The organism is Aquimarina sp. AU58 (genome assembly GCF_900312745.1).
GTDB lineage: Bacteria > Bacteroidota > Bacteroidia > Flavobacteriales > Flavobacteriaceae > Aquimarina > Aquimarina spinulae.
Map to the genome: position 1 here is coordinate 2,436,243 of NZ_OMPD01000014.1, position 22,102 is coordinate 2,458,344.

At 34.1% G+C, this 22,102-nt stretch carries 13 protein-coding genes; 11 read left to right on the forward strand and 2 right to left on the reverse strand.

The window, feature by feature from the left end:
• The first annotated feature begins 138 nt into the window (after positions 1–138).
• The 4 genes from rpsF to DK441_RS21985 all read left to right on the forward strand — a co-directional run bounded on the left by rpsF (position 139) and on the right by DK441_RS21985 (position 4,517).
• Positions 139–477 carry a 30S ribosomal protein S6 gene (gene rpsF, locus DK441_RS21970; RefSeq protein WP_024769054.1) on the forward strand — a complete coding sequence of 113 codons (339 nt, stop codon included), beginning with the start codon at positions 139–141 and terminating at the stop codon, positions 475–477.
• Positions 477–776: a 30S ribosomal protein S18 gene (gene rpsR / locus DK441_RS21975; protein ID WP_174412104.1), complete on the forward strand. Its 300-nt coding sequence runs from the start codon at positions 477–479 to the stop codon at positions 774–776. Before rpsF ends, rpsR begins: the two co-directional genes overlap by 1 nt.
• 18 nt (positions 777–794) lie before the next feature.
• The gene (gene rplI, locus DK441_RS21980; protein WP_109852749.1) at positions 795–1,247 is read left to right on the forward strand and encodes a 50S ribosomal protein L9; all 453 of its coding nucleotides are present in this window, start codon (positions 795–797) and stop codon (positions 1,245–1,247) included.
• A 108-nt stretch (positions 1,248–1,355) separates the two neighbouring features.
• Complete coding sequence (locus DK441_RS21985; protein WP_109852750.1) at positions 1,356–4,517, forward strand: carboxypeptidase regulatory-like domain-containing protein; 3,162 nt, start codon at positions 1,356–1,358, stop codon at positions 4,515–4,517.
• 70 nt (positions 4,518–4,587) lie between these two features.
• Here DK441_RS21985 and DK441_RS21990 read toward each other — a convergent pair whose 3' ends face one another.
• Positions 4,588–5,829, reverse strand: a complete 1,242-nt coding sequence (locus tag DK441_RS21990) for a M20/M25/M40 family metallo-hydrolase (RefSeq protein WP_235015805.1) — start codon at positions 5,827–5,829, stop codon at positions 4,588–4,590.
• 218 nt (positions 5,830–6,047) lie between these two features.
• On the opposite strand from DK441_RS21990, the gene DK441_RS21995 reads away from it, so the two are divergent.
• A complete protein-coding gene (locus DK441_RS21995) occupies positions 6,048–6,530 on the forward strand; it encodes a DUF6495 family protein (protein ID WP_109852752.1) in 483 nt (160 codons plus the stop codon).
• A 62-nt stretch (positions 6,531–6,592) separates the two neighbouring features.
• Here DK441_RS21995 and DK441_RS22000 read toward each other — a convergent pair whose 3' ends face one another.
• Entirely contained in the window at positions 6,593–7,828 is a 1,236-nt protein-coding gene (locus DK441_RS22000; protein WP_074406680.1) for an ABC transporter permease, read from the reverse strand.
• 315 nt (positions 7,829–8,143) lie between these two features.
• Between DK441_RS22000 and hisS the strand changes: the two genes are divergently transcribed.
• The 6 genes from hisS to DK441_RS22030 all read left to right on the forward strand — a co-directional run bounded on the left by hisS (position 8,144) and on the right by DK441_RS22030 (position 22,100).
• Positions 8,144–9,514: a histidine--tRNA ligase gene (hisS, locus tag DK441_RS22005; protein ID WP_109852753.1), complete on the forward strand. Its 1,371-nt coding sequence runs from the start codon at positions 8,144–8,146 to the stop codon at positions 9,512–9,514.
• 90 nt (positions 9,515–9,604) lie between these two features.
• Entirely contained in the window at positions 9,605–10,087 is a 483-nt protein-coding gene (locus DK441_RS22010; protein WP_109852754.1) for a hypothetical protein, read from the forward strand.
• Positions 10,088–10,479: 392 nt separating this feature from the next.
• Positions 10,480–15,219, forward strand: coding sequence for a hypothetical protein (locus DK441_RS22015; RefSeq protein WP_109852755.1), 4,740 nt, complete (start codon positions 10,480–10,482; stop codon positions 15,217–15,219).
• Positions 15,219–17,300, forward strand: a complete 2,082-nt coding sequence (locus tag DK441_RS22020) for a fibronectin type III domain-containing protein (protein ID WP_109852756.1) — start codon at positions 15,219–15,221, stop codon at positions 17,298–17,300. The genes DK441_RS22015 and DK441_RS22020 overlap by 1 nt, the downstream gene beginning before the upstream one ends.
• Positions 17,301–17,303: 3 nt before the next feature.
• Entirely contained in the window at positions 17,304–20,714 is a 3,411-nt protein-coding gene (locus DK441_RS22025) for a T9SS type A sorting domain-containing protein (RefSeq protein WP_109852757.1), read from the forward strand.
• 42 nt (positions 20,715–20,756) lie between these two features.
• A complete protein-coding gene (locus DK441_RS22030; protein ID WP_109852758.1) occupies positions 20,757–22,100 on the forward strand; it encodes a PKD domain-containing protein in 1,344 nt (447 codons plus the stop codon).
• Positions 22,101–22,102: the final 2 nt, after the last annotated feature.

Genomic DNA, 22,102 nt, shown 5'->3' on the forward strand with positions numbered 1-22,102 from the left:
ATGAATATATCTTATTTGCACAAACAATTTCGGCTTTTTATCGATAAAAATAGTGTTTCGTCGAAATGACATTAGGGTTTGAAAATTCAAAAAATAGTCTTACTTTTGCACCCAATTTTAATTTAAATATAGATTTTTATGAATCAATACGAAACTGTTTTCATCTTGAATCCCGTTTTATCTGAAGATCAGATAAAGGAAACAGTTAAGAAATACGAAGACATTCTTGTTTCTAATGGTGCCAAGATGATATCAAAAGAGGATTGGGGGCTTAAAAAGCTTGCTTATGCAATCCAACACAAAAAAAGTGGATTTTACCACTTATTCGAATACCAGGTACCTGGTGAAGCTATCAATGCTTTAGAAGTTGAGTACAGAAGAGATGAACGAGTAATGCGTTACCTTACTGTACGCCTTGATAAGCATGCAATTGCTTGGGCAGAGAAAAGAAGAAATAGAAACAAACAAAAAGCTTAATTATGTCATCTATAGAACAACAAGCGAAAGGAAAAAAAGACGGAGAGATCAGATATCTTACTCCGCTTAATATAGATACATCAAAAACGAAGAAATATTGTCGTTTCAAAAAATCTGGTATTAAGTATATTGATTATAAAGATCCAGATTTCTTAATGGCATTTGTAAATGAACAAGGTAAGTTATTGCCTCGTCGTCTTACAGGAACTTCATTAAAATATCAACGTAAAGTAAGTGTTGCTGTAAAAAGAGCAAGACATCTAGCTTTAATGCCATACGTTGGTGATTTATTAAAATAAAACTCGTCATAACATATTATGGAACTTATATTAAAGAAAGACGTTGAGAATCTAGGATTCGCAGACGATGTAGTAGAAGTTAAGAATGGTTATGGTCGTAACTATTTAATTCCTAATGGACTTGCATTATTAGCAACTCCTTCTGCAAAAAAAGTGCTTGCCGAAACATTAAAGCAACGTGCTTTTAAAGAAAAGAAAGAGATCGAAGATGCAGAAAAAGTAGGGAAGAAACTTGGTGGATTAGAGATCAAAATTTTAGCAAAAGCTGGAGCTGGAGACAAGTTATTTGGTTCTGTATCTAATGCTGATGTTGCAGAAGCATTTGCTAAAGAAGGAGTTGAATTAGAAAAGAAATTTATTACTGTACCAGGCGGAACCATTAAACGTCTAGGTCAGTATGAAGCTTCTGTTCGCCTTCATAGAGAAGTGATTGTTCCTATTGCTTTTGAAGTAATCACTCAAGCTAAATAGATAAATAACAGTTGATAACTGTTTTATAATATTATAAAAAATCGCTCTTATGAGCGATTTTTTTATTTTATTTTTATTCTTAATCAATTAATTAAAAGTTATTATTACATGAAAAAAATTATTCTATTAATTTTGGTATTGATAGGGGGTACGATCAATGCTCAGGTTACTACTTCTAATATTTCGGGGATAGTACGTGATAGCGAAAATCAATTACTACCAGGGGCTAATGTTACCGCAGTGCATGGGCCTACAGGTACTTCGTATGGTGGAGTGACTGATTTTGACGGACGTTTTAATCTAAACAATTTACGTGTAGGAGGGCCATATAGAATAACAATAAGTTATGTAGGTTTTAAAAAACAACTTATTGATGAAGTGTTTTTACAATTAGGGCAAACCTTCAACCTTAATATAACATTGGTCGAGGATAATAATCAATTAGAAGAAGTTGTAATTACGACAACTAAGAATTCTACATTTAGTAGTGATCGCACTGGTGCAGAAACCAGTGTAGGTAGAAGAGAATTACGAACATTACCTACCATATCACGTTCTGCAGCCGATTTTACAAGGCTGGAACCTACCGCAAGCGGAAATTCTTTTGGAGGAAGGAATGATCAGTTTAATAATTTTAGCTTAGACGGTGCTGTATTTAATAATCCTTTTGGATTAGATGCAGCAACTCCCGGGGGACAGACCGATGCACAACCAATCTCATTAGATGCTATCGATCAGATTCAGGTGTCTACAGCTCCTTATGATGTAACATTGTCAGGGTTTACAGGAGCATCTGTTAATGCAGTTACAAAAAGTGGAACCAATACTTTTAAGGGAACTGCTTATGGATTCTTTAGAAATGAAAGCCTTACCGGAGGAAAAGTAAAGGGAGAAGATGTGTTTAAGTCTGATCTCGAGCAAACACAATACGGATTTAGTATTGGCGGACCTATCATAGAAAATAAACTATTCTTTTTTGCGAATGCAGAGAGAGATCAACGCACCGATTTAGGTTCATCCTGGTTACCTAATACAGGTAGTGGTGCAATAAATGAATCTCGTGTATTAGAGTCTGATATGATTGCAGTTAGTAATGCACTCGCAAATTTAGGATATACCACTGGTGCATACCAGGGGTTTACGTATGATTCTGAATCTACCAAAGGAATTCTTAAATTGGATTGGAATATTAATGATAAACATAGAGCAGCTATTATTTATAATTTTTTAAGAGCTTCTAAAGAAAAACCTGCACACCCAACAGCATTAGGAATTCGAGGGCCTAGTGCTTCTACATTACAGTTTGAAAATTCGGGTTATGAGATTAATAATAATATAAATTCTTTCCAGTTAGAAGTCAATTCTACATTCTCTAGTAAGTTTGCTAATAAATTTCAGGCGGGTTACACCCATTTTGATGATTTTAGAAATCCATTATCAACACCGGCACCTGTAATTACAATTCAGGATGGTGCTGGATCAAATTATATCATTGCTGGTCACGAACCATTTTCTATCAATAATAAATTAGATCAAAAAGTAATTCAGGCAACTAATAATCTTAATATCTTCTTAGGAGATCATACAGTTACGGTTGGAGCATCTTTCGAGATGTTTAGGTTTAAGAATTCGTTTAATTTAACGGCATATGAAGACTTTGCTAATTTTGGATCAACATATCGAGGATTATTTTCACCCTATGGTTCGGTAAGTTCTTTTTTAGATGATGCAAATAATGGTGTAGTCGCTGCTAATCTACAATTTGCTCAAGATCGTTTTACAGCACTAAACGCTGCAGGAGATGGTAATGATGGAGGATGGAAACTAGCAGAATTAAATGTGGGGCAATTGGCTTTTTATATTCAGGAAGAATGGAATATTACAGAACGATTTAAGTTTAGTTATGGGATTAGGTTTGATAAACCATTATATTTTGATACCGATGAACGTATTCAGGAATATATAGATACAGATAATGGAGCTAGCAGAGATGAAAGTATTGTATATTTTAAGCCTAATGAAGGGGAAGTATCTTTAAACTCAACTACTTTACCCACAGATAGACTTTTGATATCACCAAGATTAGGGTTTAATTATGATGTAAGAGGAGATAAAACTTTCCAACTACGAGGAGGTACAGGTATATTTACTGGTAGATTGCCATTTGTATGGATAGGGAATCAGGTGAGTGGGGCAGATGATGGTTTCTTTCAAATTGTAGATCCGGATTTTCAGTTTCCGCAGGTGTGGAGATCTAGCTTAGGAGTTGATTATCGATTAAGTAATGGTGTAATCCTTACAGGTGATTTTGCGTATACAGAAGATATTAATGGAATTCATGTTCAGAATTGGGGATTACGCGAACCTACACAGACACTGTCGGGAGTTGACAATAGACAAATATATGGTGCTACAGATAGGGGAGCTAATAATGCTTTTGTACTAACTAATTCTAACAAAGGAAGAATTATAAATGCCTCTTTTAAGGCAGCTAAGAATTTTGACAATAACCTGTATGCTAGTATAGCCTATAGTTATTTGGATGCTAAAGATGTAAATTCTATTGAAGCAGAAATTACCGGAGATGCATTTGCGGGTAATCCTGCTTTAGGGAATGCAAATAATGATGTCCTATCATACTCTAAATATGGAGATCGACACAGAATTATTGCTATTGCTTCTAAAAAATGGACATATGGTAACGAGAAATTTGCTACTACTATTTCTGCTTTTGCAGAGTTTGCACAAGGGGGCAGGTTTAATTATACATATGCAGGTGATATTAATGGAGACGGATCTTCTTTGAATGATTTAATTTATATCCCTACACAGACCGAATTGGCAACATATGCATTTAGTGGTGCTTCATTTAATGAAAGAGAAGCGCAAAGAGCTGCTTTTGAAGCATATATCAGACAAGACGATTATTTAAGTGAAAATAGAGGAAGTTATGCAGAACGATATGGAGCTATTGCTCCTTGGAGAAATAAGGTTGATTTTAAATTACTTCAGGATTTTAATATTAATGTTGGAGAAAGAACAAATACGATACAGTTGAGTTTAGATGTTTTAAACTTAGGTAATTTAATCAATTCGGATTGGGGATTAGTGCAACAACCAAATAATGTACAGGTTTTAGGAGTTAATGTAGATACGGCTACAAATACACCTACCTATTCTTTTGATTCAAATTTGGTTGATACTTTTGGATATGACTCTAGTCTTCAATCAAGATGGCAGGCTCAGGTAGGGCTACGATATATATTCTAAAAAAAGAATTTATTCTTCTTTTAAAGCATAAAAAAGCCTTCTAAATGAAGGCTTTTTTATATTTTAGAAACTATTGATTGATTAATCGATAGATAAGTATTGCAGTACGCTTGGTTAACGCTTCAAAAGTCGTTAGATCTAATGTTTCTTTTGGAGTATGTGCTCCGGTACCCATAGTTCCTAATCCATCCAGACAATCTACATGCTCTGCTACAAAAGAAGTGTCTGCAGCTCCACGTTTACCCGGGTCATAGGCTTCAACTACTCCTTGATCCAGAGTTTTACTTACTTCATTTAGTAATGTTAATAATTTGTGGTTGCCTTCAGTTGGTTGCATTGCCGGATAGCTATCAGTAAAAGTGATAGTCGCACTGGTATGAGGTAAGTTTTCTTTAGTAATTTTTTTCATTTTTGAACGGGCTCTTTCTTTTTGTTCTTCAGAGATAAAACGCAATCCTCCTTTTACCATAACGGTTTGTGGTACAACATTACTTTTTCCGAAGGCTTCTCCTTCGCTTATTGAGCTATCAAACTTAACTTCTGTTCCTCCCAGAATTACTCCAGGATTAAAGGTTAAAAATTCTTCTCCTTTAACATTGGTATAAAAGGCGTTTAAAATTCTGGAAGCTTCAAAAATAGCACCTGCACCTACACGTTCATTAAAAACACCAGATGAATGTGCTCTTTTTCCCTTAACTTCTAGTTTCCATCCAGAAGATCCTCTACGGGCAACAGTGGCATAATTAAACCCTGTAGAGGTTTCAAAACCCAGAGCAACTTCGCTTTTTTTTGCTGCATCAATTAAATCTTTTCTACTAATATCTAATGGTTGACCTGTACTTTCTTCATCTCCGGTAAAAGCAACTATGATTTGTGCATTATTAAGTAATTTATTTTCGTGTAAGGCTTTTAAAGCATATAATACAACAACATTTCCGCCTTTCATATCATTAGTCCCGGGGCCATATGCAATATCACCATCCTTCTTAAATTTCTGAAAAGGACTATCTTTTTCAAATACTGTGTCCAGGTGTCCAATGAGTAATATTTTTTTTCCTTTACTTCCAGAAGTTTCGGCAAACAAATGTCCGGCTCGATTTACTTCTGCAGGCATATCAATCCATCGAGTATTAAAATCAATTGCATCAAATTGCTCTTTAAACACCATGCCAACCTCTTTTACACCTGCATGATGCATTGTTCCGCTATTAATATTTACAACCTTTTCTAAAAACTGAATCGCTGATTCATGATTAGCTTCTATCGAATTAATGATTTTTTTTTCTGTTTTAGAAAGTTTTTGAGCGTTCATAGTTAGTGTTATGAAAAGAAATAAAAAGAGATGTGGTATACGTGTAGTGAAAAAAGTATTCATGTTGTGTGATGTTATTTGTTGAATGATAAATATAAGGACTTTAGGAGTTATAGGTTTTATATTTTTGGGTGAAGGGGAAAATAGAGATTAGAAGACAGTATTTATTGTTTTAAAATCATCTTTTTATAATTACTTTTGCAGTCAATTTTTTTACAATGAAATATCAAAGATTAAGTAAGGAACAATTAGAAGAATTACATGTAGAATTCATTAACTTTTTGGCAACACAATCCATTACAGCAGAAGAGTGGAGTGATATTAAAGAAAATAAACCCCAGATTGCCGAAGAAGAGATTGATATTTTTAGTGATTTGGTATGGGAAAAAGTACTTACTAATGCACAATATCTGGAACATTTTTCGAAAGATCAGATACATTTGTTCGAATTGCAGGATGATGAGATGTGTCTTATAGCGGTAAAGGTAAATAATGACGCTATTGATATTACTACACAAGAAGGATATCAATGGTTGCAAGGTAATTTACTAAATGACGAAGTGGTATTTTATAATGCGTCTAAGCAATATAGTGATGATAAAAACCTGGATAAATTTACACTAATCCAAAAAGGAGCAAATATTACTAAAGGAGAGTTATTTGGTTTTTTCTCTCAGTTGATTCAAAATAAGGAACAATAAAACAAGATATCATAAGAAATGTGTTATTATCTTTTTTTTAAAGGTGATATGTAATTGATTTGTTATTCGTATCTCAAAGATTCTATAGGGTCTTGTTTTGCTGCTTTTACTGCAGGGTACAATCCAGAAACAACTGCAATAACAAAAGAAATAGTAGTGGCCGCAAATATGGCGAGCCAGGGAGTGCTAAAGGAAAAATTAGCAGCAGCCGAAATCCCTCCGCCAATCAGGATTCCCAGAATAATACCCACAAGGCCACCAATTTGACCGATAATAATGGTTTCCATAAAAAACTGACCTGCAATAGTATGTTTTTTAGCTCCCAACGCTTTTCTTACCCCAATTTCCCGGGTTCGTTCGGTTACAGAAACCAACATAATATTCATTAAGGCAATTGAAGAACCAAATATGGTAATAATACTAATAATCCAGGCAGCATAATACAGATAAACAGTAATACTAGCTATTCGGTTTAATAAGTCATCACTGCGTTCAAGTCCAAAATTATTTTCTTCAATTGGATTTAATTTTCTTATGTTTCTAAAAGTGAGAATGGCTTCATCTTGAGCGCCTTCTAGAAATTGTTTATCATCTACCTTTACGCTAATACCATAATTAATATTAGGGAGTGTAAAAATAGATCTCGCTATCTGCAAAGGAATAAGGACTCGTAAATCCTGATTATTTCTAAATGTGGCTCCTTTACTCTCCAGAAGTCCAATTACTTTAAATTTTACTCCTCGAATACTTATGGTTTTTCCCAAAGGATTTGTATCCTTAAATAAATTCTTTTTGAAATCAGATCCGATGAGACACACATGATTATTATTTTCTACATCAAAAAAAGTAAAATTTCTACCATTGTCTATTTCAGTTCCTGTGTTTTCAAGATAATTTTCATTAATGCCTACTACAGATACTTCTGGATCGGTTTTTTTACTTTCATATTTTACTTCGGCATTACGTGTGCCAGTGAAGTGAATAGAGGTTTTAGAGAAAGGATAACTAAACTTATCTTTAAATTCTTTTACATTACGATAACTAATAATAGGATTGATTTTGTCTCGATCCCGACTATTTCTTGTGTTAAATTCGTAACGCTGGATATTAAAAGTATTAGCACCCATTGAAGCAAAATCTCCAGAAATTGTATTTTCTAAAGCACCAACCAAAGTAAGTATTCCAACCAATGATGTAATACCAATTGCAATGATTAATATAGTAAGAACAGTTCGTAGAACTTGCCCTTTTATCGAGTCCATTGCGATTCTGATATTTTCTCTAAAAAGTGAAAACATAATAGTTTTTAATAGTGAGTTCTTTATATAGGACTACAAAACGTGTTTAAAGTTACTCAAAAAACCAGATTTTTTATAAGTATTGATCCACGTCTTTATACTTTTTTTAGATATTTGCAGCTCGAAATAGCAGGTAGATATTAGGGAGTAGTTAATGGTTTGTAGCTATGGTGCTGATCCTTAACTATCTAATCGCTGTTTGTATACAGATTAAAATGACATATGAGTACTGTATAGAATAGTATATTTGCATGCTTTACAAATTTGATAAACATGGTGATATATCTTCTATCGGCTCTTAATAAAAACTAGATAATGGCACAAAAACCATCAATACCAAAAGGAACACGTGACTTTTCGCCTATAGAAGTGGCTAAGAGAAGTTATATTATGAATGTTATCAAATCACAGTTTCAATTATTTGGTTTTCATCCTATCGAAACTCCTAGTTTTGAGAATAGTGATACCTTGATGGGCAAATATGGAGAAGAAGGAGATCGATTGATTTTTAAAATATTAAATAGTGGTGATTATCTAAATAAAGTGGATGAAGCTTTATATTCATCTAAGAATAGTACTAAAATAACTACCAAGATCAGCGAAAAAGCACTTCGTTATGATCTTACCGTACCGTTTGCACGTTATGTTGTACAACATCAGAATGAAATTGATTTTCCGTTTAAGAGATATCAAATGCAGCCCGTATGGAGGGCAGATAGGCCACAAAAAGGACGTTTTAGAGAATTTTATCAATGTGATGCAGATGTGGTAGGAAGTACTTCTTTATGGCAAGAAGTTGATTTTGTTAAACTATATGATTCGGTTTTTGCCAAATTAAAACTTGAAGGAGTAACCATTAAAATTAATAATCGTAAAATCCTATCTGGTATTGCAGAGGTAATAGGAGCGAGCGATAAACTAATTGATTTTACAGTTGCCCTGGATAAATTAGATAAAATTGGTGAAGATGGAGTAAAAAAAGAGATGTTAAATAAAGGGATTTCTGAAGCTGCTATAGAAAGTGTAAAACCACTTTTCAACTTTACAGGGACAACTTCAGAAAAGCTTGATAAATTGCGAAATATGTTAGCTTCTTCTGAAGAAGGAATGCAGGGAGTAGAAGAATTACAATTTATAATTAATGCTTTTAAGGAGATTCCTTTGGAGACTGCAACTTTGGACCTTGATGTTACACTAGCGAGAGGATTAAACTATTATACAGGAGCTATTTTTGAAGTATCGGCACCAGATACTGTAAAAATGGGATCTATTGGCGGTGGAGGTCGATACGATGATCTAACGGGAATTTTTGGATTAAAAAATATTAGTGGTGTAGGAATTTCTTTTGGTTTGGATAGAATTTATCTTGTTCTTGAAGAATTAGGATTGTTTCCAGAAACTGTTGCACCTTCGACCAAAGCGTTATTCATAAATTTTGGAGAAGAAGAAGCATTTTATTGCTTAAAAACAGTTAATATGCTTAGAAATGATAACATAATTGCTGAGCTATATCCCGATAATGCCAAAATGAAAAAACAAATGGGGTATGCAAATAAAAGAGCGATACCTTATGTCGTACTTGCGGGATCTTCTGAGATGAATAATAATACATTTACGGTCAAGGATATGCAATCCGGAACTCAAAAAGAAATGGATTTAAAGGAATTAAAAGAGCTTTTACGATAATTTTTTTCTTATTTTTAAGAAATAAAATACTAAATTAACGTTACTAATTATAACATTAATTTAACTATATATTGTCTTAAAACTAGAATTATGAAAACCCCTATTTTATCCATTTTCCTTTGCCTGATACTATTATCTGTAGTTTCTTGCAAAAAAGATCCTAAAACAGATACCGTAGATCCTGTAGAAATCCCTAGAGGTGATACCTCTAATTTTATCGAAGAAACTGAAAAAGAAAAGAAACCTGTAGTTAAAAAGAAGAAAAAAACAACTAAAGATAAAAAGGCTACAGAAGATGATAATACACTACACATACCAGGAATTTTTGATACTACAGATAACTCTTATTCTAAAAAATATATAAAAGATTATGAACGCTATGTGGAAAACTATAAGAAAGCTGTAGAAGCAAATGATATGGATTCTTTTCTTAAATTAAGTGATGCAAGTAGTGATCTTAGTAAGCAATATAACCGTCTTATGAATATACTTCCGGGAGAGGAAATACAAAAACTCAGTGAATATATGCAAGTTAAATCAGAACAACTTGCAGAATTATCTTCTAAAATGTAACTTCTTAGATTCAGTGTTTTCAAAAGGGAATAAGTAATCGTCCATTTCTCTTTTGATTCATAATACCGACCTATTTAAGACACCAAAAATGCTAGGTGTATTGAGTTTTTTTAATTCTTTACACCTGCTTTTGTGCTTGGTTTTTATATTCAATCTTAACAATATTGTTTATGTCGTGTGCTTTTGATTTTAATTCCTAAAAAACAACTAATACACTAAATAATGTGCTTTTTTTCACTGAATTCAGTGAATTTTTTTGTTATTGAGATGTATATATTTGCACCGAATGTTAACTCTTTAAAACTTTTAAATGCCAATATAGATAGCAATACTATAGTGGTTTTAGAGATTTTAAGTATATAATTATTGTATCACCACTTTTTATTATTCTTATGAAAATAAAAGTACTTCTAATCTTATCTTGGATAGTCCCTACACTACTATATCCTTTTAGTAATGGAAAAGATTCACTTACCGTTAAAACAGATAAAAGAGAAAAAGTAGTAACAGAAAATACAGCAATTTCTAAGTTTGTTAAATTCCCCGAACTGGATAAAAAATTCCCTCTAAAAAATACGATAGACATCTCCTATGCTCCGGAATTTACATTTAGTAATATCAAGAAAGAATATAATGCTCCAGGGGAATTAGTTAATCAAGGGAAAGAAGAAGCTAAAGTTGGTTTTGAAGAAATAGATAAAGAAGGGAAATGGGTAACATCATTTAGTAATGAAGATATACAAACATTACCAGTCGGAGTAAAATATATAGCAAACGAAGTCGAATACCAGCTCGGTTTTACTAAAGCCAGATTTAATAAAGAATATACAGAACTCACTGTTTTTGTTAGGGTTATTCTTCCTCAGACAGACGAAAAAGGAGATCCTATAGAGATTTTTTTTGGAGCTAATAATGTAAAACTTTCACACCAGGGAGGACTAATGGGAGATGCCAATTTGGTATTACTTGGAGATGTGTTTATACCTTTTAATGGTGGTAATTGGCTACTGTCATTAAAAGGAGGGTTTGATTTTAAAACCGGAGATACCCAAAACAAAACATTTGTAACGATTAATTGCGACGGGGTAAAAGAAATGAGATTGGATGGAGAAGTTCAATTTTCTCGTAATATGTTACTTCCGGTAGATAATAAAGGAAAGCTTTTAGAAGAAACCAGATCTTATACTGGTGCAGATAATAAAATTAGGCAGATACCTAATAGAGTACGCGGAAATTTTAAAGCAGTAGCGTCAAATTGGAATGATCTGATCGTAGAGATCGGAATTACACCATTTGTTCTGACCAATCAGAAAGACAAATTTATGTTTTCGCTAAACAAAGCAGTATTTGATTTTAGTGATCTAAGAACAGAAAATGTTACTTTTCCAAAGCACTATTACGAAAAAGGACTTTTATTACCCAGTGAAGAAGCATGGAGAGGAGTATTTGTAGAGTCACTAGAAGTAGTACTTCCAAAAGAGTTTAAAACAAAGGAAAGTATTTCTAAAAACGAGAGAGTACGTTTTGAAGCTGCTAACTTACTAATCGATAGTTACGGGGTTTCTGGTCAATTTGCTGCCGAAAATATAATCCCTTTAGAATCAGGAAGAACATCAGAATCTAAGGCATGGGCTTTCTCTGTTGATAAGATTGGTATCGAGCTGGCTTCGAATAGATTAATAGGAGCAGATTTTAGTGGCCGTATCTTACTCCCTATTTCTGATAAAGGAAAAGAACAGAATAGTGATGAGAAAATGGGATTGGGATATAAAGGAATTATATCAGAAGAAGAATATGGTCTTGTCGTTTCTACTTTAGATACATTACAATTTGATGTATTTCAGGCCAAAGCAGAATTATTACCTAATTCTGCCGTAGAATTAAAGGTTGAAGATGGCTCTTTTTTGCCCAAAGCTATCCTTAATGGAAGAATGGCTATTTCTGCTAGTCAAAAAGAATCATTGGCTAATGAAGGGAAAAAAACAGATGATGATGCAACTGTTCAATTTAAAGGAATCGAATTTCAAAATTTGGTACTTCAGACCACATCACCAATTATAAAAGTAGATTATTTTGGATATAAAGATGAAGTGAAGCTAAGCAGTTTTCCTGTATCGATAGCTGATATTGCTTTTACTTCAAATGAGTATGAAGCAGGAATTGAATTTGATCTAAAGGTAAATCTGATGGGGAAAGGGTTTGCTGCCGATGCTCGTTTAGGAATTTTTGGAAAGTTTGAAGAAGAAGAGTATAAGCAAAGATGGAAATATGACAGGTTAGACATTTCTGAAATTCATCTTGTAGCAGATATGGGGGCTATACAATTAGAAGGTTCTTTACTGCTAATGGATAATGATCCGGTGTATGGAGATGGTTTTTCTGCAGAAATCACGGGTACGTTTGGTAGTTTTGGACCACTGAGCTGTAAAGCGATTTTTGGGAAAAATGAATTCAGATATTGGTATGTTGATGCTGCGATAAAAGGTTTAAAAATACAAGCCGGACCGTTTCAAATAAATGGGTTTGCCGGTGGTGCTTTCTATAGAATGAGTAGAAGACCTAATGCAGGTCCTGATTTTTCACCTTCTGGGCTTTCTTATATTCCTGATGAATCTACACGATTGGGGGTAAAAGCAGCTGTTTTTGCAGCAATCGGAGATGAAAGCGCAATTGCAGTAAGTGCCGGTTTTGAAATAGAATTTAATAAAAGCGGAGGTGTAAATAGACTTGGGTTTTATGGAGAAGCACAGGCTATGAAAGCATTTAGTTTTGAAAATCCTGTAGCAAAACTTTCAGAAAAACTTAGTGGAATGGTAGATAATGAAATGGTAAATGGCATTATGGATACCAAAGCAGGCAAAACATTCATGGATAAAGCAACAGAAGAATATCCTGAAGAAATTGTAGGAGAAGTAGCAATTAGTGCAAAATTAGCCATGGAACTTGATTTTGTTAACAAGTCATTTCATGCTACACTGGATCTATATGTTAATGTAGGTAGTGTTATTGTAGGAAGAGCATCCAGAGGTCGAGCCGGATGGGGGGTTGTACATATATCTCCAGATGAATGGTATGTTCATATGGGGACACCAACAGATAGATTAGGTCTAAAAATGGGAATTGGCCCTCTTTCTATGGAAACAGGAGGATACTTTATGACAGGAGATCGAATACCAGGTAGCCCACCTCCGCCACCCGAAGTAGCCCAGATACTTGGAGTAGAAGCAGAAGTTTTGGACTATATGCGAGACGAAAATGCATTGGGAGATGGTAGAGGTTTTGCCTTTGGAAGTGATTTTAAACTAGATACTGGAGATCTACGATTCCTTATTTTTTACGCACGTTTTCAGGCTGGTTTAGGATTCGATATCATGCTTAAGGATTATGGAGACGCTCGCTGTGTAAATACAGGTGATGAAGTTGGGATTAACGGATGGTATGCTAACGGACAAGCATATGCATATTTACAAGGAGAACTCGGGATTCGAATCAAATTATTTTTTATAAAGAAAAAGATTCCGATTATAAAAGGAGGAACAGCAATACTAATGCAAGCCAAAGGTCCAAATCCGTTTTGGATGCGTGGATATGCAGGAGGGTATTTTGATTTACTCGGAGGGCTGGTAAAAGGAAGCTATCGATTTAAAATTACATTAGGTAAAGAATGTGAGTTTGAAGATGCAGCACCATTAGGAGGTATAAAAATGATTACAGATCTTACTCCTAAAGATGGGGATAATGATGTCGATGTTTTTGCAGCTCCACAAGCAACATTTGCAATGAAAGTAAATCAACCTATTGTAATTCCTGAGGATGATGGCGATAAAACATACAAAGTTATTCTAGAAAGGTTTACCGTTGTAGATGAAACCGAAAAAGAGATTATAGGAGGATTAGAGTGGGGGTATATGAATGATAGAGCAACATTTATCTCTGATGATATTTTGCCTCCGGCAACTAAACTAAAAGCTACTGTAGAAGTAAGCTTTCAGGAAAAAATAGATGGAGTCTTTCAAACTATTTTAGAAGATGGTCAGAAAGTGATTGAGATTGAAGAGAGAAATTTTACAACAGGTACAGCTCCAGACCATATTCCTTTACATAATATACAATATTCCTATCCCGTAGTAGATCAACAATTATTCTATTCTGGAGAATATAATACCGGATATATACAATTACAACGAGGACAAGATTATCTCTTTGATAACACACAATGGCAAAGTATAGTAAAATATATAGATGATAACGGAAGAATAGAAGAGTCTGCTTTTAACTATAATAATTCTGGAAATAAGGTAAGCTATACTATACCAAAAACCAGTAAAGAGACTAAGTATTTAATGACCATAGTAAGTACTACCAAATCTTCAAAAGATCCGAATCAAGATAAAACCAGTACAGAGACCAAAGATTTGGGTGAAAGTAATACTCTCGAAATTCGAAAAAATAATGCTCAAAATGTTATAAAAGAAGGTGAAATAGAAAGGCTGAGTTACGAATTTAAGTCAAGTGAGTATAAAACCTTTGCCGCAAAAGTGAAAGATATAAGTGTTACAGATAATGATTGGGGAAAAATTACTTCTGATGTCGTATACTTAACGTCTAAGATAAAAAATCATGAAGGTTTTGATATCGTAGAACTTAGAGGAAATAAATATTCAGAAAAGAAATCTTTGGTAGTAGTAGAATCTACACTAAAAGATGAGTATTTGATAGAAGATATAGATCCCATATTATATCGATATTATGGAATAAGTAAAAAGTATACGATTAGTAGAGATCCTTCGATTTTAGGGTTTATACCCAAAAGAGCTCTACCCATTAGTTCAAATTATATTACTAGCCTAGAACACGGGGTGGATCTAAATTGGAGAGCGATTAATTTCCCATATCGATATAATTTACCAGAAGTATATAAAGTTGATTATTTAGATGTAAGAAATAAAGTGATGAATGATTATGTAGATGGAGTTATTCCTGCTAATGATCCTGCACTACAAATATTGGATAGCGAATATCTATTTATGAGATATGGAAATTATAATGTAAAACTTACTTATATGCTTCCTGGTGGAATAACAGGAAGTAGTGCATATTATAAATTTAAAAACCCAATGAAAATACGTTAATGAAAAGGTTTTTATACATAGTAGTCTTTTTTGGAATAACCTGCTTGGGTTATAGCCAGGGAAATGAGGATACTTCTCAAAATGAAGTTCAAATTATTGCCAGATTTCAAAAGAATAAAGTTTTATTACGATGGGCTCCAACTACAGCTGGAGTATGGTTAAAAGGTAATACATACGGGTATCTTTTAGAGAGATTTACAGTCAAAAAACAAGGTAAACTTTTATCACCGCCATATGAAAGAGTTGTTTTGCAAGACTCTATTCGTCCCAAACCAATAGAAGAATGGGAAGATATAGTTCATAAAAATGACTATGCAGCTATCATTGCTCAGGCTATATATGGAGAAGGTTTTCAGGTAGAAGACATGCAAGAGGGAGGAGTAGCTCAGATCATTAATAAATCTGCAGAGATAGAACAGCGATATTCATTTTCATTATATGCTGCAGATATGAATTTTGAAGGCGCTCGAATGGCAGCTTTAGGGTATGTTGATGAGACAATAACTGCAGGAGAAGAATATTTATATCGTATAAAAAGTAGAATTCCGAAAACAAAAAATAGTAAAGAGATATCAAGCTCGGTTATTGCTAATACAGTACACTCAGAACCTTTACCATCCCCAATAGATCTTATTGCTGTTCCTGATGATAAAAGTATTTTATTAACCTGGGAATATGAGATGTTTAAGAGTGTTTTTACTTCTTATTTTGTAGAGCGCTCAGAAAATGGTTCAGATTTTAATAGGCTTGGAGATATACCCTTGGTTAACCTTAACGATAAACCTGATCATCCTGCAAAACGAATGTTTTATGTGGATACCATATCACAAAATAATAAAAGATATCACTATCGGGTAATTGGGATTTCACCATTTGGAGAAGAAAGTCCGGCATCCAAAATTGTTTCGGCTAAAGGAGTTAAAAAATTAGCTGCAACTCCACATATTTTAAGACATGAGTTTGATGCAGAGGGAAATATAGTTTTAACATGGGATTTTTTAAAAGAAGCAGAACATGAGATTACAAGTTTTGAATTGAATTGGGCAGCTCAGGAAGCTGGTCCGTATAAAGCGGTACTATCTAACATTAGTCCAAGTGCTCGTAAAACTACATTCAAACAACCAGAACCTTCAAATTATTTTAAGATTACAGCTCATGGTCAGAATAACCAAAAAAGCACGTCATTAAGTGCATTTGTTCAGACTATAGATAGTATTCCTCCATCTGCACCTATTGGATTGGTAGGTACAGTAGATAGTTTGGGAGTAGTGCAAATAAAGTGGCAGGCAAATACAGAAAAGGACATGTTGGGGTATCGTATATTTAGAGGAAACTTGAAAAATGAAGAAGTAACCCAAATAACAATTTCTCCTATAGAGAGCACATCGTTTCGGGATACAGTTCAGGTAAAGTCGTTAAATAAAAAAGTGTATTATCAGGTTGTTGCTGTAGATCAACGTTTTAATATGTCTGAGTATTCAGAAAAACTTACTCTGAAAAAACCAGATGTTGTCCCTCCATCTTCCCCGGTATTCGAAGAATATAAAATAATCGATAAAGGAGTATTTGTAAAATGGATCAATAGTTCTAGTGATGATGTTAGCCATCATCAATTGTATCGCCAAAATACAAAGGAAGCTGATAAAGGATGGCAGTTATTATTTGAAACAGATACCATAAACTCATATACCGATACCAAGTTAGAATCCAATCAAAAATACCGATATGCTATTTTCGCTCAAGATGATAGTGGGTTAGTATCGGCACCTTCTGTACCGATTACTGTTATTGTTAAGAATGTTGATTTAGATAAAGTTATTAAAGGATTTTCGGGAACAGTAGATAGGGTAAGTAAAAAAATTAATTTGTCATGGCGCGTAACTACCAAAGAAGTACAGGAAGTATTGATTTATAAATCAAAAGAGAATGAGACACCAGTATTGTGGAAGCAACTTTTGTCATCAAAAACAAATTTGATAGACACTAATATTTCTCCTAACAATACATATGTATATCATATAAAACCTTTCCTAAAAGCAGGAGGCTATGCTTCTATGGAAACAATTAAAATAAAATATTAAGAGATGAAAAAGATAGCTTATTTATTTTTTATGACCTTTTTCTTATTATTAGGAACCTCGGGTATAGCTCAAAGTTATGAACTTACAATAGGTGGGTATGTAGGAGATGGTAGCCCCGGAACAAGTTGTGGTTCTGGTTCTAAAGGATTACAATATATAGAAGCAACATACCAAAACGGGACGACAACAAGAATTTTTGAGCCGGGAGTGTATGAGAATAAACCTCTTGTAATGACTCCGGTTATATTTAATGAGAGTAATAAAATTGTACACCTACGTTTTCATACCAATAAAAGAAGAAGAAACTCGATAGGTAACTGTAAATCTAAACGAAGAAATGGAGATATAAATATTACAGGGTGTTATTATAGAGATTATAATTTTAGCGAGTTTTTACCCACCCCATCTGCTGTACCAGGAAATGCTATCATAAATGTAAGACCCATTATTACATTAAATACTTCTGCAGTTTCTGATATTATTGGATATGAAGACTCGTTTGAAGTAACTGCAACTGCAGGATTTAATACCGGAGTTTATAAATGGCAATACCAATTATCTCCTGGAGCTGTTAATCCTAATGGTTCATGGCAAAATATTCCATTACCCGCAACACCTAATGTATTTAGAGCAATACCACAGGATTTTTTACCAAAATCAGCAATAGGGCAGAATATCTATTTTAGGATTTTACCTTGTGTAGATAAACCATCAGAGAATATTATTAGTTTTAGATTACGAAGATCTGCACCTCATATTGTTTCTCCTCCTACAACTACAGATGTTAGTTGTTATGATAGTATCGATGGTGAAGTAAGAGTAACTTTTGACAGAGCATTAGAGCCTGGAGATAATTTTGGGATATCTGTAAGCGATATGTCAAGACCAATAGGAACAGATCCAGATGGTAATACAATTTATGCTGCCGTAGAATCATATTCTAATATTTCGTTTGATGGATCTAACAGCTATACTTTAACCGGGCTTCCACCCAGTACTGCCGGTTTTAAATTAGATATGATAGGAGGGTATAACGGATTTGTGTATTACACAGGAGATGCAAGCCATACCGCTGTTGTAAATATAGGTAAACCTACCCCGGTTTCTTTTGAAGTTACAGAAATCGTAGATGTATGGTGTAATGATGGAGATACAGACATTAATAATAATACCGATGGAGAAATACATCTAAGTGCAGCAGGAGGTGGTACCGGTAATTATGAATTTGCTATAAAAGAAGCAGGAACGTCCTCTCTAACGTGGCTACCTTTTGCAAATGCTAGTACTCATATCATTACAGGTTTAAATCCGGTTACTTATGAAGTGCAGGTGCGTAAAAGAGTTAGAGGAGGAAATGTATATTGTGTTGCTCGAGAACAAATAAATGTAGCAGGAGAAATTAGACTGGGAGACGATATCATAGAATCCGAAATCATAGAAGAACCAGCTGAACCATTACAGGTAGAATTGTTAGAATATAAAGAGCCAACTGCCTACGGCTTTTTAGATGGGTTTTTTAAAGTTCGAATTTTTGGAGGAACCGCCTTAAATGATGATAGTTATACTTTTGAATGGAAAAATGAATCTGGAAATATACTAACTACTACGATAACAAGTGTATTGCCAGGAAACCAGGGGTATCAGGTAATATTACATTCCATTGGTGAGGGAGTCTATAATTTAAGTGCAAGAGATGCCAACTATAATGATGCCACTTACAAAGATGGATGTTTCTTTACCAATATTGAATATAATCTGGAACAACCCGAACCACTCGAAGTAACCATAGAAATTTACAATCCTATTTCGTGTAATATTGATAACGAATATAGCGATGGTATTGATTTTGATATTCCTTTGGGAATTCCTGATCAATTTCAGGATGGAGCATTAGTGGTGCATGCAAAGGGAGGCGTGAAATTTGATAATACTATTGCCAATCCTGGGGAATGTAGGGCTAATTTTATGCCGTATTGTTATCGTTGGAAAAAGAATGTAGGAGGAGTTTGGCAAAATATTGCTGTGAATGATAGTATTATAGAGAATCAGAGTGTAGGTATGTATGCACTAAATGTAGAAGATAAAAATGGTATTGTACTAGGAACTTATGAGGCATATACAGATGTAGATGGTACCAGACAATATAGATTAGTTCAGGCGATTGATAGTACAAAATATTTACCACAACCCGATAAACTTGGAATTTCTTTTACCAATACAGTTGTCACTTGTGCTAACGGAAATGATGCAGAAGCAACGACTTTTGTTGTTGGAGGAACACCACCATATACATATGAGTGGAGTAATGGAGAAACTACTAAAACCATATCAAATCTTATAGCAGGAACATATTTGATTTTTGTTACAGACGCTAAAGGCTGTCAAATAGAAGGAAGTGTAAAAATCGATCAGCCTGGCGGACTTGAAATAAACCCTGTATCAGTAATATCTCCAACATGTTTTGAAGGTAATGATGGGCAAATCGAGGTAGAGATTAAAGGAGGGAATCCACCATATAATTATACCTGGAGTACAGGTAGTACTTCTACACTTATTAATGGATTATCCTCTGGAACATATAGAATAGAGGTAACAGATAATAAAGGATGTAAGGCATTTTATGAGGAAAAGCTAGTAGATCCCGATCCTATTATAGTGAATTTAGAAGAAAAACGTTCACTTTGTAAGGATCAATCGCTTATCCTGGATATTGCGATCGATGACTTGGGAGCAACCTATTCATGGTTTAGCGAAAATGGATTTACAAGTTCAGAAAGTACTGTAGAGCTTACCAAAGCAGGAAGATATGTTGCTACAATTACCAGTAGTTTGGGATGTGTAGGAATAGGAGCTATAGAAGTTGAGGTTTTTGATACCCCAATAGATTCTGATTTCTTAATTACAACACAAGCATATACCGATGAAGAAGTAATATTGGTTAATGTGAGTGAACCTATAGGCGAAACTGTAGAATGGACAATTCCTGAAGGAGTAGAAGTTGTTTTAGAAAGCAAAGAAAAATTAATACTCAAGTTTGAGAAAGAAGGTCCATATGATATTAATTTAAGATCGTATCAAATGGATTGCTATCAGAATTTTACAAAAACTATTTTGGTTCAACCAGCTATAGAAGCTCCAGAACAATTTGCTTCTCAAGGAGAATTTATAGAAGAATTTATTGTGTACCCTAACCCTAACGGAGGCTCTTTTAAAACAAAGATCAGTTTGGCAGAAGAATCTAATATCACTTTAAAAATAGTAAACCTGATGTCGGGTGCTACAATGCACGAACGTGTAGAAAAAAATAATCTTGATTTCCTACTAGACTATTCTCTTACACTACCCACAGGAGTGTATTTGATGTTATTAGAAACTCCTAAGGGATCAGAAACCCGTAAACTAGTGTTTGAGTAAGTCTTTTTTAGTATAAAGAGTCTTTTGATATGTTTTTATAATATGAATAGAATAATATACATACTATCTATACTTTGCCTTTTTGGTTGCGCCAAAGAAGAGGCAATACCTGTCATTGCTGATTTCGAATTTGAAGTTTTTAATGATGATTTTTCAATTCCAGTTCAGGTTGTTTTTTTTAATAGAACAAAAGGCGGGGAAGATTATGAGTGGACTTTTGAAGGAGGAGTACCTTCCAGGTCGGTAAATCGAAATCCGGGAGTTATACAGTATGATGCGAAAGGAGTGTATACTATTGAGCTTACCGCAACGAATCAGGATGGATCCCAAGGCACAAAGACTTTAGAAATACAAATTGATGATCCGGTGGTTGTTGATTTTGAAATCACAAATCTGATAGATAATTTCTCTCCGGCTAGTTATACAATACAAAATAACTCTTCTGGAGCAGATAGTTTTTCCTGGGCTTTTGAAGGAGGAACTCCGGCAAGCTCTACCAACCGTGATCCGGGAGAAATAGTATTCACAGAGCCCGGAGATCATGTGATTAAATTAGAAATTGGTAACGGGCGAGAAACATATGATTTACAAAAAACGATTACCGTTGCTCCGTTTTTGGTATCAGATTTCGAGTATCAGATAGCTTTTGATGACGATGATTATCAAATACCGGCTCGTGTACAATTTCAGAATAATTCAATTAGCGCTACCTCATATCAATGGACTTTTGAAGGAACTGTTTCTTCTTCTTCCGCAGAAGAAAACCCAGAGATAACATTTACTCAAGAAGGGATTCAAACTATTAGTTTAACAGCCTTTAACGGAAAAGAAACAAAGACTATCACCAAACAGATTGAATTTTTTAAAAACACAAATCTTAGAGAATTAAGTGATATTAGGTTTGGGATTAATACAGCACATACGGCGAATACAAGAGGGAGTTTTTATACCATAGCAAAGCGTACACTATTTACTGCTAATGAGATAACACCAGGTGTTGAACAAGATATTGATTTGGTTTTCTTTGGTTTAAGCAACACTTTTAATCGTAATCGATTTGTAAGCCCTGATCAATTATCAGGAACTACTTTTGATGAATTACAAGGCCCTAAAAACACCATTTTTATTAATTCTCAAGAACTGTGCAATTGTTCTGCTTCATTAACACCATCACAGTTTGATGCTATGCAGGATGATACATTGTTAAAAAACCTGGTGATAACTGAAACTCCGGGAGGGTTACAAGATTTTGATAATACAACTGTACCAAGAATTGTTCTTTTTCAAACTGAGGAAGGAAAGAAAGGAGCTATTAAGATTAAGAGCTTTGTAGAGGATGGACAGAATTCTTACATACTGGTGGATATTAAGGTTCAAAAAGAGTAATT